Raw genomic sequence first — 15,017 nt, forward strand, 5'->3', positions numbered from 1 at the left:
TAGTTAGCCGTGGCTTTCTGGTTAGGTACCGTCAAGGTACGAGCAGTTACTCTCGTACTTGTTCTTCCCTAACAACAGAGCTTTACGACCCGAAGGCCTTCTTCGCTCACGCGGCGTTGCTCCGTCAGACTTTCGTCCATTGCGGAAGATTCCCTACTGCTGCCTCCCGTAGGAGTCTGGGCCGTGTCTCAGTCCCAGTGTGGCCGATCACCCTCTCAGGTCGGCTACGCATCGTCGCCTTGGTGAGCCGTTACCTCACCAACTAGCTAATGCGCCGCGGGTCCATCTGTAAGTGATAGCCGAAACCATCTTTCCATCTCCTCTCATGCGAGAAAAGAAACTATCCGGTATTAGCTCCGGTTTCCCGAAGTTATCCCAGTCTTACAGGCAGGTTACCCACGTGTTACTCACCCGTCCGCCGCTAATCTCAGGGAGCAAGCTCCCATTTGATTCGCTCGACTTGCATGTATTAGGCACGCCGCCAGCGTTCGTCCTGAGCCAGGATCAAACTCTCCGATAGAATTTGACTTGCTCATGTTGTACTTTTTAATAGTGTGTACTCACTTAAAAAATTACGTTGGCGTTTCTGTTTTGTTTAGTTTTCAAAGAACTATGTCTTAATGACGCTCAATTAATATACCATATCTTTTTAAAATTAGTCAACAACTTTTTTGAAATGTTTTTTATCGCCTCAACGAAAGAAAGGATTTTCAAAATCAACTTTCACTTTCATTTTTCAAAGCTTCCCAAAAAGAAATCATCTATTTCGTTAGAATTCCTTCATGGGAGTTATAATATTACTATCTTAGTATAAAGAAGTCAACAACTTTTAAAAAAACGCTGAAATAAAACAAGATGTTTTAAGTTAACACAAAAGCCTTTAATGGAGGAACTTTTTCACATGTGCACTTGTCAAAAAGAACAAGATATCAGAAAGAAGAATTTCTCCTCCATTATTCAGATTAGAACACAAAAAGAAAAGCCCGATAGAGATTTCGAACCGCTCCCTTTCAAGTAGAAAGCCGAACGTACTCTTTATAACAGACACTATAAAATTTCAGCAGCTAGAATTATAGGTTGAGGTAAGGCAAAAATGTCACCCTTAGAAACACATAAAAGATATAGTAAAGCAATTAAACTCGAAGCCATAAAAAACTGCACCTCCAATTGGGGTGCAGTTCATTCTCTCACAGAGCTTTTCTTTCATACTTTATTGCTTTAAACTTTAGCCTAATCTCAAATTCCCAGCATCCTGGCTATGCTTCAGGGAACCCCATCATTCATCTTTGAGTATCTTATTGATTTTTTCCTCAAAAACAGGTCCAAAACTTTCAGAATAAGTATTGGTTAAATGTCTGTTATCTCGATAAATCACAACATTACCGATAATAGGCTGGAATTCACCATTTACTTTAAAGTAATCCGTTAAGTCAATTTTATGCAATGATTTATTCTCATTTTCAAATTTCCTCCAAAATTTTTCATCTTTCTGATTATCTTCTAAATTCATTTTTTTTGCCGTTTCTTCTAGTCCATCTGTTTCTAATGATTCCAACACATTGAAACTATATCTTGGATCATCACGAATAGCTAACACTTCCATACCATATTCATCTTTAACATACTGCAGCTGATCAACCATTTGTTGTTGGATTCTATTAACAGACGTATCAGAAGCTGTAGCTTGAGCAACGATAAGATCTACATCTGCATCCTTTAGATAATCTAGAACATTATTGACCCAGATACCTTTCAATTCATCATCCGGATACCCTGTTGAAAACCTTGTACCTGAACGAGTCAGACTCAATACACGATAATTAGAATCTTTTGTTGCTTGTAATATTGCACCTAACCAATGTTCTGAATGGGAACTACCAATCAGGGCAATTGTCGCATCGTAATTTTCAGTTTTACCATATTCCCCTATTTTTAAGTCACTATCTTCTACACCCTGATTACTGCCATCCAAATGTGCTTGTGGTACGTCATTAAAAGCTTTGGAAAATGTCGGTATCGGCTCCTTATCAGGTACATCATTAGGATTTTCTACAGCTAACGCTCCTGGATAATTTTCATAGGTTATTTCTTTTTCTAGCTCAGATTGGTTGATATATACTCCCATCAAAAGAGATCCAATTAAGAGTATATTCACACCACCCATTATCCCAAGTCTATTAAATGATTTATTGTCGGCTGAGCTTCGAATTGGTTTTTCTATATATCGTGTCATTAAAAAAGATAAGATAATGGATGAAATAATAATAAGGGTTCCAACGATAGCTCCTGGAGTTTCTTGGACATTATAACGATAGAACTCTAATAATACCCAATGCCATAAATAGATTCCAAAAGAAATTCCGCCTAGCTTTACCATTACAGATGAACCTAAAAAGCGTTTGACACCATATTTTGTATCTTGTGTACCAGACAAAACAATGAATAATGCACAGATCATTGGCCATGAGGCAATATACCCCGGAAACATTTCAGATACATTGAAAACGATTCCGGTTAAAATCAAACCGATTAATCCAAGCCAACCTATTACTGTAGCAATATATTTATTTACCTTCATTGATGATAAATTGATACAAAGCAAGCTACCTAAAGTAAATTCCCACACACGTGTCATCGTAATGAAATACGCCCACGGTTGATTAATATTCGTTAAATATATTGAGTATATAAAAGAAGAAACAAATAATACCCCTAAAATAGTATTGATCAATGTTTTAACTTTAGTTATTTTATATTTTTTTATTAATAATAAAATGAAAGTGAATACCAAAAACCAAATCATATAAAATTGTCCTTGTATAGACAAGGCCCAAAAGTGTTCAACAGGTGTTTTCATTTGGCTGGAATCTAAATAATCCGTACTCGAAAAAGCCAGTTGCCAGTTTTGATAAAAAAACATGGAAGCAAATACTTCACGTATCGTTTTATTTAAAATTGATTCAGGTAATAAAAACCAACTTAAAACCAGAACCATTCCAAGAATAAAAAATACAGAAGGAAGTAATCTTTTCATTAACTTTGTGATATATAGCCGAAAACGAAATTCTCCTGTTCGATTAATTGTAGAAACAATTGAAGTAGTAATAAGAAAACCTGAAATTACAAAGAATACATCAACCCCACCAGAAACACGATTAAGCCAGATATGATAGACAGCTACCAATAGTGCGGCAACAAGGCGTAACCCTTCGATTTCTGGTCTGAATTTACTCTCAATATTAATTAATGGTTGATTCTGAATTCTATCGACTTCAGGTCTACGTTTACTCTCAATCTTAGCTAATGGTTGATTCATTTCAATTCTATCTCCTACTTGTTATGATTTTATATAATTTCAAATTATATCACCATACAACAATGATTTGTTAACATGGTAGGAAAAACTCTTTAATTTACATTTACTGATTTGACCTTTATCAAACTACTTCCATCAACCACGATAAAATACCATCAATCGGACAATGGATGGACTCAAATAAAGTAATAGCCCCAACTCCTCGGAAGAAATCAGGACTGATGTTACTCTTATACACGATAGTTTTTCTTCAAGATTCGTTCTACAACAGACTCCACCATTTGTTTTCAGTGAATTTTCGTTAACATTTTAACCATTAACTCCACATCAATCGTTTTATACTTATCTAAATGTTGCTTTATTAGAAGCCTCTTTACTAGTGAGTACAAGAACAAAGTCTACTTCATCAATAGAGTATCCTTTTGAAAACGAACATTCTGCTATTCTTCTTTTTCTATGGTACTAATGATGAAACTTAACCGGTGTAAATAATCTTTTGAATGCAGGAATCTCTTGAAGTTCTTCAAACCTACCTTTTTGGTGAATAAATCTATTTATACCTTTAAATCTTCTTGCTCAAGGTCCTTGATTTCTTTATATAGGACTGTTGAATCAAGATCTTCTCCATTCTCCTAGCAAACCACTTCTGATATTGGTTTTACTTTAGCTGTTAAAAATAAGTCTAGATTATGATAACTATCCGCTAACATGCCCCTTTAATTAACAAAAACGCTTTTATATTTAGAATTCGATATTCTCTTTGTTCAAATTCCATAATTAATTTAAATGTTTGTGCAAGTTACATAGAGGTGATTCTCAATTCTATTTACCTTCCTCTTATTCCCTATTTTAACATCATTCTAATAAATCTGATAAATTTATAAAAAACGCTACAAACCTATAGACTTCAGGATTCCCAAAGTTCAGTAAATCATTTCAATCTCGAAATACTCGCCATTTCCCCCTAATTAAAAACCGATTATTCAAATTATTAATTTTATAAAAATAGGCAAAATAAGCTCATTTCTGAACCTATTTTGCCTATTTTGTTCTATGTTCAATTGGACAAATGTTCTGTTTTTCAAAATTCTTGTCCAATATATTGGATACGCTATTTGATTCGATTTCTCGAAAAAGAAAAGCCCTGCAGAGATTTCACTCTCCACAGAGCTTCCTTTTATTAAGAGGACACTTTGTTCAAGATATACCGATTGATGCAAACATCAATCTCGTTTTCTATCACAAGATTATTTTACTGTATTAACAGTAACTGTAGTTCCTTCAGTTAATTTATTACCAGTTGTATCTTTAGTATCCATGTCTTTATCATCTTGATCATCAGCTGGAAGTACTTTAACTGACAATGCTTGAGCTACATTAAGTTCGCTTCCGAATGTAACAGTTGCTTTATCATTAGTGAAAGTAATAGCTGTAGCAGTTACTTTAGCTCCATTAACGATGAATTCATAATCGTCAACATTTCCAGCAGTAACATTTTCACTGAATGTTAATTCTACTTGGTTAGCCAATTTATTATCATCAGAATCAATAAATTTACCTGATTGTAATACTGGTTTAACGTTATCAGTTAGAGCAACAAGTTGAGTAAAGGCTTCACCTTTAGCATCCGCCACTTTTTGACCAGCTTTGTTTACAACATTTGTAGAAATCTGTAACGACCCAGAAGAAGTTTTAGCTACCGACTCTTTTGGAAGTGTAATAATAACTGTTTTCTTGTCTCCAGAGAAATCAATTGTTGTTCCAGCTGGTAATGCTTTACCGTCTAACGTGTAGTTAGAAACTGTTGTTGCACTATCAGTCATATCAGAATTTGGAGTAGCAAAAGCAACTTTATATTTGTTTGTACCATCTAAAGTAATAGTTGGAGTAATATCATTTTTAGAAGCATATGTTGCCGTTGTTGTTAATGCAGCATTTTTGTTTCCTGCAGCATCTTTAACCGCACCTTCTTCCAATTTTACAGAGTAAGTAGCAGCTTTTCCTACTTCTGGAAGTTGGATGTTTAAGAACTCACCAGCAGCTGTCGCAGTTGTTGCTAAAAGTACTCCATCTTTGTAAACCTTTACTTTAGTTGAATCTGCTAATGTAATGTTTTCATCAAATTTAACTGAAATTAATCCAGTAGCACTAACTGTATTTGTGTTTTCACTCAATACTTTTGGTCCTACTGCGTCTTTTGTCAATGTAACAGATCCATTATACTCAGCACCAGTAAGATTTGAGTTATCTTTAATATTTGTAATCTTCACTGAAAGAGCTACTGAATTTTCATCTTTTCCATATAAGCTGTATGAACCTGAAGTAGCATTAGCAGGTACAGTTACGATATATGTTAAGTCAGATGAATCTTCAGGATCTAGAGCTACTTGAGCTGCAGTATTTGAAGAATCAATGAATAAAATACCGCCTTTTTTTACTTCAAAACTTGGTTCCACTGCAAGTTTTTCACTTACTTTCACTTTGAAAGTATTTGATTTATCAGCAGTTACACTTGTAATAGATGGAGCTGAAGTATCATCAGAAACAACGTATTGAGTTGCTGCCACAGAAAGAGTATTATTATCGCCATCTGTAGCACCGTATACAGTTACACTATGTGTTCCAGCTTTTTTCTCATCTGCTGAAGCCGGACGTTCTACATAATATTTACCATCTTTATTAGTAGATGCTGGAACAGCTGATAATGCACTTCCATCTACTTTCAATTGAACACCAGAAACTGGTTCATTGAAATATACACGTACATTTGAACCGTTAAGTTCAGAAGATACTACAGTTGGTGCTGCATTATCAAAGTAGTTAAGTGTAGCAGTCTTATAAGTTGCTACTTTCTTGCTAAGATCTTTAGTTAATACTTCTTCTACTTCAACAGTATAGTAATCACCATTTGTAAAGATATCTGTTCCATCAGTTTTATTTAAAAGAACTGTTTTACCATCTTCTTGAAGGTCAGCAGTAAGGCCTGCTACAGCTGTACCTTTTAATTTCAACTCATAGTTAGCTGCGTTTTCAGCAGTTGTTTTATCAACTTCTTTATTGAAGGTTACTTTGATTTCTTTAGCGTTAATCGCACTTACACTTGCAACAACAGGAACTTTTAAAGCTTCTACTTTAGCTTCATAAGCTTTGTTGTTTTTCTCAGCAGCTTTTACAAGGTTTCCAGCTAGTTTAGTATCTTTAGCTTTTAACTCTTCAACTTCAGCTCTAACGCTGTCGATTAATTGACCAGCTTTTTCAATATCTTTTTCGATTAGATTTCCACGCTCGATTTGTTTGTAAGCAGCGTATACTTTCATTTCAGCATCTACAGCAGCAGATTCTGCTTTAGCTGGAGTTGTGTAAGTTTTTGTTAATAAGCGACGAGCATCTGGACCGAATACTTTTGAAACCGCTTTTTCGAACTCAGCGATTTTTTTGTTTAATGCAGCTTGTGCTGATTGAACTGTGCTTTGTTTACCAGATTCGATTGCTTTATCTAGAGCTGTTCTTGAAGATTTTAATGTTACGCTAACTGCTGCAACATAATTTTTCGCGCGGTTTAAAGAAGTTTTGCTTTTCTCTAATTTTTTAGTGTAAGCAGCTTTTTTCGCTTTGCTTCCACCTTTTTTAGCGATTTCTGCTTCAGCAGCGATGTAGTATGCTTCAGCTAACTTAACTTCTTTTCTGATTGCAGAACCGCTAGGAAGTTTGTTGCTTTTCTTAGCAGTGTTGTAGTAAAGGTTGAATGCTTTATCTACTTGTTTTGTAGCTTTTGTGATAGCTTGATCAACAGAATTTGTTGCAGCGTCTGCTTGTGGTTGTGCCACTGCTACTGCTCCTGTTAAAGCGATTGCTGATGCCGTTGCGATTTTAATTGCTTTCTTTTTACTCATTTAGAAAGTAATCTCCCTTCGAATATATCTATATTGTTGCGCTAGGTAGCATTGCTCAAAACAGAACATACTTAATCTAACGACTTTACAGAACTAACGTCTCAAGTACTAGTAAACTAACTTTATATGTATCTTTGCAAGTTATTTGTTCTACTAGTAGTGCCTTTAGCACAAAAATAAACAACAATGATCTAATTAGTAAATCATTCTTGTATAACTATAATAATACAAGTTTTTTGTAATTTCTAGCTTTTTATTAAAATTGTAGACTTATATTTATAGAAATTTATGGTATATATGGTTATGAGTGTTAAAATCATCCAACAATTAATACAAGTATATTAAAAATAATACAAAACAGTTAATAAAAGTAACTATAATAAACAGGTACCTTTGACCAATACTAATAAACCTATTCGTATTAACTAACGTGATATATATACTATTATTTTCTTTAACCTTATCCGTATTTTATTATTCGATAAAAATAAAATATGGATATTTTTATATGGATAATATTTATTTATCCAATTTTGGAACATTCCAATATAATAAAAAAGCACCAGTTTAAACTGGTGCTTTTTTATTCATTGTATATATTTTTTCAAAACAGGCTCCATTCGATCAACAACAAAGTGGCTTCCGCCTCGGCCTTTGACATCTTCAATCATCCAAGCCATGAGTAAAGATGAACTTTTTGTGTCCATAGCGACGAGCCAGCCATTTTCAGTTCCGGTTGAGTTTTTGGATGCTTTAATTTCAGCCGTACCGGTTTTGCCTGCAATGTCGAGTTTAAGGTCATTAAGACTGTGAGCACTTCCTTTCGGATGCGTGACAACTTGCTTAAGCATACCTGTTAGCTGATTCGCCTGCTTAGCGGTAATGACGTTTTTCTTCCAAATAGTTGGTTCCATTTTGTCCTTCTGGATAAGTGTCGGGGCAATCACGTTTCCTTCATTTAAAAAGGCCGTATAGGTTGCCGCTAAATGAATCGCACTCATTTGCACTTGCCCTTGGCCGTAGCCGCTGTCAGCCAGACGGCCTTCACTGCTTATATCTCCAATACTCGATGCTTTAATCGGATATTCAAGCGGCAGTGTATCTTCAAAGCCAAAGTCTTTCAGCCCGCTCGTAAATTTATCCTTCCCAAGGTCTAGTGCTTGACGTGCAAAATAGATGTTATCAGAATAAATAAGCGCATTTTTCATATCAATTGGAATGCCTGGATTCGCTACACGCGTAATCGAGTGATCTTTCCAATTTGATTTTTTCCATGTGAGCCCTTGAATACTGAGCGCTTTATTTGGATCGACGCCGTTTTTCAAAGCAACAGAGGCTGTTAATGCTTTAATCGTTGATCCCGGTGCATAGGTTGAGCTAAAACGATTGAGCAATGGCTTGTCTTTGTTTTCTTCAAGCGCCTTTTGCTGAGCACTGCTCATGCCAAGTACATATTGGTTCGGATCAAACGATGGACTCGAAACAAGAGCCAACGTTTCCCCTGTCTTTGGATTGATGGCTGCGGCTGTACCCGCTTCATTGTTATATTGCTTATAAATATCTTGTTGCAGTTCCGCATCAATCGTAAGCGCAATGAATTCTCCTTCTTTTCCTTTACGCTCTGCAATCACTTTTTCCGTACCATTATCGGCTTTAATATAAATTTTGGCGCCAGCTTCGCCTCGAAGTCGTTCTTCTAGCAGCTGTTCTAAGCCGCGCTTGCCGATAACATCATTAGCTGTATAGCCTTTTCCTTTTAACTTTTCTAAATCCTCCGCTGATGCTTCACCAACATAGCCAATTAAATGAGCAGTAGCTGCACCATATGGATAAACGCGTTCTGTTACTTCCGTTACTGATACGCCAGGTATACTAATAAGCTTAGCAATCTTCGCGTCATTTTGAGGCAGTTTCTTAATCGGAACAAAATAGCTTGGCTGCACCCAAGATTGGTTCAGTTCTGCTTCAATTTCTTCTACTGACATGTTTAACAGCTTAGCGACTTGTGAGATAGCAGCGCTTTCTTCCCCCATCTTCTCTGGGACAATTCCAACTTGAGCCACAGTTCCATTAATTGCAAGACCGTGCTCATAGCGGTCGACGATTTCACCGCGAACAGCTGGATATGTTTCAACGGATACTTTTTCGCCCTCTTCAAGCTCTGGGAAAATGTAGTTCGGACCCCACTGAATATACCAATTCTCTTTCTCATCTTTTCCTTCTTTCACAAGTGTCGCTTCATTTTTGAATTCCACTGGACCTGCGACCGTCTCCATCGAAACGGAATACGTTACTTCTACTTTTTCTTCATCTTTATGCTTTGGCAGCTCTTCTGGAAGCTTATATTCTACTTTAAGATCTTCCATTTCAATACCTTTGTAAATCTTCTCATAGCGTTCGCTAAACTGTTCTTCACTCATCTCTTTCTTTGCGTCCGCTGACAAATAGTCATACATGCCCTCGAAGTTCTGTTTGTTCCATAATTTTGTATAATCGGCGAAACGATCTTCCGGTTTTGGTTCATCTGTACAACCTGTTAGCAGCAATAAACTAGTTAGTATCATGCTGGTGATGAAAGGTCTCTTTTTCATAACTTCCCCCTCTTAACATTACTCCCTATTATTTTAACAAAAATGGGGCAAAAGTTGTGTGATAGAGTGACTGATTCCGGCAAATTTCTACAAGTCGGCAGAATTATAAGCAAATTTGGCGGGATTCCTTGAAGTTTCAGCGTGAATCCCCCCTCAAGAAGGAGAGAACGTCTGCACTACTTCAAATCCTTCCCTACATTAAGGTATAATAAAAGGATGATTGAAATGACAAAGTTTGAATAATAGGTATTTAGCCGATATTAAATAAGTAAGAGAGCGATGTGGAGAAACTCATGGAAAGCCAATTGTTACAGTATACAGCCGAGCAAGTGAAGAAACTGTTGAATCCCGATTCTGCGCATGATGCAGCTGTCGTTGGAGAAGGGCTTACGTTATACACACAAAATGTTGTTGAAACCTCGTCTCAGGGAGATGAGTGGATTCAAGCTGAAGTCTATGATGTAGAGCGTTATCAAGTAAAATTGGAGCTCCTCTTTCCACAAAACGGACGCTGTACGTGCGGAGCGAACTTCATCTGCCGGCATCAGCTCGCGCTTTTCTTTTCCCACTATAGTGAAATAGCGAGCGTCACAGAATGGATCGAAGAGTGGCAACAGAGCAAGAAGCCAAGTCCCTTACCGATTCAAAAGGCTAGTGAAGTGTTCGCAAAGAAAGCTCAAGAAGCTAGTGGACTTGCGAAAGACTATTTTGCTTATAAAGAGTTTGTTGCACACACCTTTCATGAGAAGGTCGAAAGCGAACTTCATGCACCTGCCTACCTGCTAGACGGTCATATTCAACAATATTTACAGGAAGTAAAAGCGAAGGCGCCAATTGAAAGCGAATGGAAAATGCTGTATCACTTTACGACGCTCTTTTGTACATTTTTACATACACTGCCATTATTGAATTCCTATAGTAAAAATACGCAAGTCGTTCGCACCTTCTATACATTTGCTACAGATTTAACAGAGGAATTATATGAGATGGTGCAGCCGCTTAGTCGTCAAGCCCGTCCGTTTGCTTTTGATCCATTTATTGAAGGGTTAAAAGCAGATGTCGTGACGCTGCTTGACAATCATCCATTACTGACCTATGAACGGATTGATTTATATCGCGAAATTTGGGCCTTTCTTTTTTCCAATAGCACATGGCGAAAGGAAGAGCTCGAGCGTGTTACACAAAAATTAAATCAGCTTGAACGAGATACAGAGGAACGGAATACGTATACGATTGCCGCTATTCATTTGTCGGTGCTGGAGAACGATGATGACCGGGCAACAGCGTGGCTGCAGGAATTAGATGCCGCTGCTTGTCCTTATCTATTCTACTGGCTTCAATCTCTTCAACAGATGCGTCCGCTCCCATTTATTGAATTCGCGATTACACATGTCCGAACGTTTTTAGCAAATCTCGAGGATTATTATGAGCGCGTTGATTTCGTGCGGACATTTACGCGGCCAATTAGCCAGTGGTGCTATAAGTCAAAGCGGCTCGACCTGCTAGAGAAATTTTATCGGGTCACATTGCCGCATAGTTATTGGAATTATGCGAACTTTTTATTCGAGCAGAAGCAGTATAAGAAGTGGGTCGAGATGCATATTTATTCTGACATTAGCATTGATTTAATTAGTACTGAGCTCATTAAAGAAGTGACATCTGAAGAACCAGCCTTAATTTTGCCGCTGTATTATCATGCTGTTCAAGAAAAAGTATCGTTGAAAAATCGCTCAGCGTATAAGCAAGCGGTCCGCTACTTAAAGAAAATGCGCACAATTTATAAAAAGTTGAAGCAGGAAGAGACATTTGAACGCTATATGAACTATGTCACTAGCTCCACAAAACGGCTGCGTGCTTTTCAAGAAGAATTAAAAAGGGGTAAGCTAATCGATGGTTAATCTAGGAAAGTTAAAAATTAAAGTGGCACCGCTTGACCACGACTTGTATCGTCTAGCTGTCATCAATGAGGAGGAGCGATTTCTCGATACAATCCATATCCGCAGATTGTTGTTCACTTGGGATGACGCGAGCTTCTATGGGACACAGGTTACGACCGATATGTGGGAAGGCAAACCTGTCTATACGCTGGATGCATGGGGACTGTTGAACTTCTTCGCCCGAGAAAGCTTTAATTCTTTCATTGATTGGGAATGGTCAGAAACTTCTTCTCTTTGTTTATCTGCAGCACCTGTATTGCACGAAGTGATTGAAGCAGGCCTGCCTATTCCTGATTTCGCAAGTCTTCAAGCAAGTGAATTAGCTTGGAAGCTCCCTGATGAGGTGGAAGAAGAATTCGTTCCTTCCTTTTGGGAAGAGACGATTTCCCCTGACTTGCAAACACTGACAGCCGAGACAAATCGCTCATTTATCGAGAAGTGGTATAACGGAGCTGCGAATCTATACTTGGAGAAATACTCTCCTATTTCTCATAAATGGAGCGAGGCGATGACAGCCTTACAAACCACTCAGCTATCTCCAGAGGAACTGCAAACATTCTTTGACCAAGAAAGCTGGGCAGAATGGCTCGGTCTAGCAACGGATGAGAAGCCCTTTACGATTGGGCTTCGTTTAAGCGAGCCTCCAGATGGAGAAGGAGCGTGGACGCTTGACGTTATCCTCCGTTCGAAAAAAGACGCCAACATTACGGAAGTATATACGAAAAAACGGCTGCCGCGCGGCTGGAGTAAATATCGTGAAGCCATTGATAAAGTGATTGCCCGCTGGTCCAAAATCGTCCCTTGGCTGACTGAAAATGGGCAGTTTAAGCAAGAGCTATCTGAACTCGAAGCGTGGGAATTCCTCACTGATGCGAGTGAAAAATTACTGTTTCTCGGAGCGGAAATTTTACTCCCTTCATGGTGGTTGACACTCAAAGAATCTTCTCTCAAAGTGAAGGCCAAAGTGAAAAGCCAGCAAAATCGCGGGCCGTCCTATGTTGGTCTGAAAGCGCTGATGGACTTTGATTGGCGTTTTTCTCTTAATGGAAAGGATTTAACAGAAGCCGAGTTTGAAGCTCTTGTAAATGAAAAAAGACGACTTATTTACATTCGTGGACAATGGGTAAAGCTCGATCCTGCTTTTATTAAGCAAATCCAAGAGCTGATGGAAACGGCAAATGAAAAAGGGCTTCAATTGTCCGACCTCTTGCAGCAGGAATTATTGCAAGAGGATGCAGGAGAAGACGACGATGAACAGGATGACTTGCTGCGAATTCAATTCGAACTGAACCAAGAGCTTCGCAAAATGATAAGCCATTTACGTGAAACGAAGAATATTCCCTTGCTGCCTGTGCCGAAGACATTACACGGGGATTTACGCCCCTATCAGAAGCTTGGGATGAGCTGGCTGTTATTCCTTCGTGAGCATGGATTTGGCGCTTGTTTAGCTGATGATATGGGACTCGGAAAAACAGTACAAATGATTACTTACTTGCTCCATGTGAAAGAGACTTCTCAGGCAGCAGAAATAGTAGAGACAGAAACAAGACCTGTAAAGGCTGCACTTATTGTTTGCCCTACTTCTGTACTTGGCAATTGGCAGCGTGAGCTTGAAAAGTTTGCCCCAAGCCTGCATGTTCATCTTCATTACGGAGCGAACCGTACAAAAGGAGAAGACTTTGCGGCGAAAATCGCAGATTATGATGTTGTATTAACGTCTTACGGGTTAACGCATCAAGATGGAGAAGAGCTTGCAAGCGTTCATTGGAGCAGCATTATTTTAGATGAAGCGCAAAATATTAAAAATGCACAGACAAAGCAATCGCGAGCTGTTCGTAAGCTGCAAGGACAGCATCACGTCGCTTTAACGGGAACACCGATGGAAAACCGTTTAAGCGAATTGTGGGCGATTTTTGATTTTATCAACAAAGGCTATCTTGGTTCTCTTGGACAGTTCCAAGAAAAATATGTCGCCACCATTGAACGTGAAGAGCAAAAAGACAAAATTAAAGAGTTACAGCGTCTCATTCAACCGTTCTTATTACGACGCACAAAACGTGACCAAGATGTGGCCTTGAACTTACCGGATAAGCAAGAGCAAAAAGAATTTGTACCGCTTACGACCGAGCAGGCTTCCCTTTACGAGCAGCTTATTCAAGATACGTTTTCTAACCTTGAACAGCTCTCTGCTTTTGAACGCAAAGGGGTCATTTTACAAATGCTCAACAAGCTTAAGCAGCTATGTAATCATCCAGCGCTGTATCTTAAGCAAGAGGATGATAGTCTTCAAACAAGCCAGCGTTCAGGTAAGCTTGAGAAGCTAACAGAGCTCGTCGATGCGGTACGAGAGCAGGATGAAAGCTGCCTAATCTTCACGCAATATATTGGCATGGGCAATATGATGAAGGAATTACTAGAAAAACGGTATGGCATCGATGTACCGTTTTTAAACGGCAGCGCCAACAAGAAGCAACGCGATGAGATGATTACGAAGTTCCAAGAAGGCGAGTTCCCGATTTTTATTTTGTCCTTAAAAGCAGGTGGAACAGGACTCAACTTAACAGCCGCGAACCACGTGATTCATTACGATCGCTGGTGGAACCCCGCTGTAGAGAATCAAGCGACCGACCGCGCCTACCGTATCGGTCAAAAACGTTTCGTCCATGTCCATAAGCTCATCTGTACCGGCACATTAGAAGAGAAAATCGATGAAATGCTCGATAAGAAACAAGCCTTAAACGATGAAATTATTAGCGGCGATAATTGGATTACTGAGCTTTCAACAGAGGAAATTAAAGAACTAGTGGCACTGCATTGAAAGAATACCGAATAACAGTCCCAAAATAATAAAGCAGGTGGAGAAAGTGACTTGTTTTTCTCCACCTGTATTTTTTTCTGAAAGTAGCAGGTATCCGCCTGCTACTTTCGGTCTGTTATGGGCTAATGCCCAACGTGACCTGTACGTTGTCGAGCCCTGTAAAGAAAATCTGCGGAACGACCGATTACCCTTAATGTGACTGAACATGCTTTTGGCCTCAACTTTGTGTCGAGCATAGATTGCGTTCTCGCTTCACATCTAAGGGCTGCAGCTTTCATCTCTCCAAAAATTGTATTCCAATGAACTTTAAACAAAAATCAACAAATAAAAAGGAGCGCCAAAAAGTCGGTTACCCTGACTTTTTGGAAAGCTCCTTCTTCCTGGATTTTGTTCTTCAAAGCTCTGATGGCGGACATTTCCCTGACCCAGTTCCCCCATTTTGTCCTTCATTGGGTCTGATGA

At 38.5% G+C, this 15,017-nt stretch carries 5 protein-coding genes and 1 rRNA gene (1 of these 6 running past the window's edge); 2 read left to right on the forward strand and 4 right to left on the reverse strand.

The window, feature by feature from the left end; all coding sequences use genetic code 11:
• From BAOM_RS22395 to BAOM_RS22410, 4 genes are all read right to left on the reverse strand, one after another.
• A 16S ribosomal RNA gene (locus tag BAOM_RS22395) occupies positions 1-520 on the reverse strand; it reaches 1,031 nt to the left of the window's first position.
• 756 nt (positions 521-1,276) lie between these two features.
• Positions 1,277-3,316: an acyltransferase family protein gene (locus BAOM_RS22400; protein WP_180319804.1), complete on the reverse strand. Its 2,040-nt coding sequence runs from the start codon at positions 3,314-3,316 to the stop codon at positions 1,277-1,279.
• A gap of 1,247 nt (positions 3,317-4,563) precedes the next feature.
• Positions 4,564-7,209: a hypothetical protein gene (locus BAOM_RS22405; RefSeq protein ID WP_127762176.1), complete on the reverse strand. Its 2,646-nt coding sequence runs from the start codon at positions 7,207-7,209 to the stop codon at positions 4,564-4,566.
• A 587-nt stretch (positions 7,210-7,796) separates the two neighbouring features.
• Positions 7,797-9,800, reverse strand: coding sequence for a penicillin-binding transpeptidase domain-containing protein (locus tag BAOM_RS22410; RefSeq protein WP_127762177.1), 2,004 nt, complete (start codon positions 9,798-9,800; stop codon positions 7,797-7,799).
• Positions 9,801-10,093: 293 nt separating this feature from the next.
• On the opposite strand from BAOM_RS22410, the gene BAOM_RS22415 reads away from it, so the two are divergent.
• A complete protein-coding gene (locus tag BAOM_RS22415; protein WP_127762178.1) occupies positions 10,094-11,698 on the forward strand; it encodes an SWIM zinc finger family protein in 1,605 nt (534 codons plus the stop codon).
• Positions 11,691-14,555 (forward strand): DEAD/DEAH box helicase, encoded by a 2,865-nt coding sequence (locus BAOM_RS22420; RefSeq protein ID WP_127762179.1) that lies wholly within the window; start codon positions 11,691-11,693, stop codon positions 14,553-14,555. Before BAOM_RS22415 ends, BAOM_RS22420 begins: the two co-directional genes overlap by 8 nt.
• Positions 14,556-15,017: the final 462 nt, after the last annotated feature.

This window comes from Peribacillus asahii, assembly GCF_004006295.1.
GTDB classification, from domain to species: domain Bacteria; phylum Bacillota; class Bacilli; order Bacillales; family DSM-1321; genus Peribacillus; species Peribacillus asahii_A.